We start from the raw sequence: 844 nt of genomic DNA, 5'->3' as shown, positions 1-844 counted from the left end.
ATCTTCGGCTTCCAGCTGCCGTCGGTCTACATGTACTACTACCTGTTCGTGCTCTGCGCGCTGCTGGTGATCTGGGTCTGTACGCGCCTGCAGCACTCGCGTATCGGCCGCGCATGGGCCGCGATCCGCGAAGACGAAATCGCCGCGAAAGCGATGGGCATCAACACCCGTAACGTGAAGCTGCTCGCGTTCGCGATGGGCGCGTCGTTCGGCGGCCTGTCGGGCGCGATGTTCGGTGCGTTCCAGGGCTTCGTGTCGCCTGAGTCGTTCACGTTCTGGGAATCGATCGTCGTGCTGGCGTGCGTGGTGCTCGGCGGCATGGGCCACATCCCGGGCGTGATCCTGGGCGCGGTGCTGCTCGCGATCTTCCCGGAATTCCTGCGTTCGACGATGAGCCCGCTGCAGCACGCGATCTTCGGTCACGACATCGTCGACACCGAAGTGATCCGTCAGGCGCTGTACGGCCTCGCGATGGTGATCATCATGCTGTACCGCTCGGAAGGCCTGTGGCCGGCGCCGAAGCATGAGGACAAGATCGCGAAACTGGCGAAGCGCAACAGCAAGAAGCCGGTGCGCGCTTAACCAACGGACAAGGGGATACACACATGAGCGACAAGCAAATCCGACTGTCCGTCTCGGGCGTGAACAAACGCTTCGGCGGGCTGCAGGCACTGTCCGACGTCGGCCTGCAGATCAAGGAAGGCGAGATCTACGGCCTGATCGGCCCGAACGGCGCCGGCAAGACCACGTTCTTCAACGTGATCACGGGCCTCTACACGCCGGACTCCGGCGAGTTCAAGCTCGACGGCACGGAATACAAGCCGACCGCGGTGCACCAGGTCGC

General features: G+C 63.4%; 2 protein-coding genes. Both read left to right on the top strand.

All coding sequences use genetic code 11. From position 1 onward, the window contains the following. Positions 1-582, top strand: a 582-nt coding sequence (locus U4012_RS35595; RefSeq protein WP_321804561.1) for a branched-chain amino acid ABC transporter permease, incomplete at its 5' end; no start/stop codon positions are given. 23 nt (positions 583-605) lie between these two features. After that, positions 606-844, top strand: a 239-nt coding sequence (locus tag U4012_RS35590; RefSeq protein WP_321804559.1) for an ATP-binding cassette domain-containing protein, incomplete at its 3' end; no start/stop codon positions are given.

The sequence above is a fragment of the Burkholderia sp. BCC1988 genome (assembly GCF_905339895.1).
Classification (GTDB): domain Bacteria; phylum Pseudomonadota; class Gammaproteobacteria; order Burkholderiales; family Burkholderiaceae; genus Burkholderia.
This window is presented reverse-complemented; position numbering and strand designations above follow the sequence as displayed.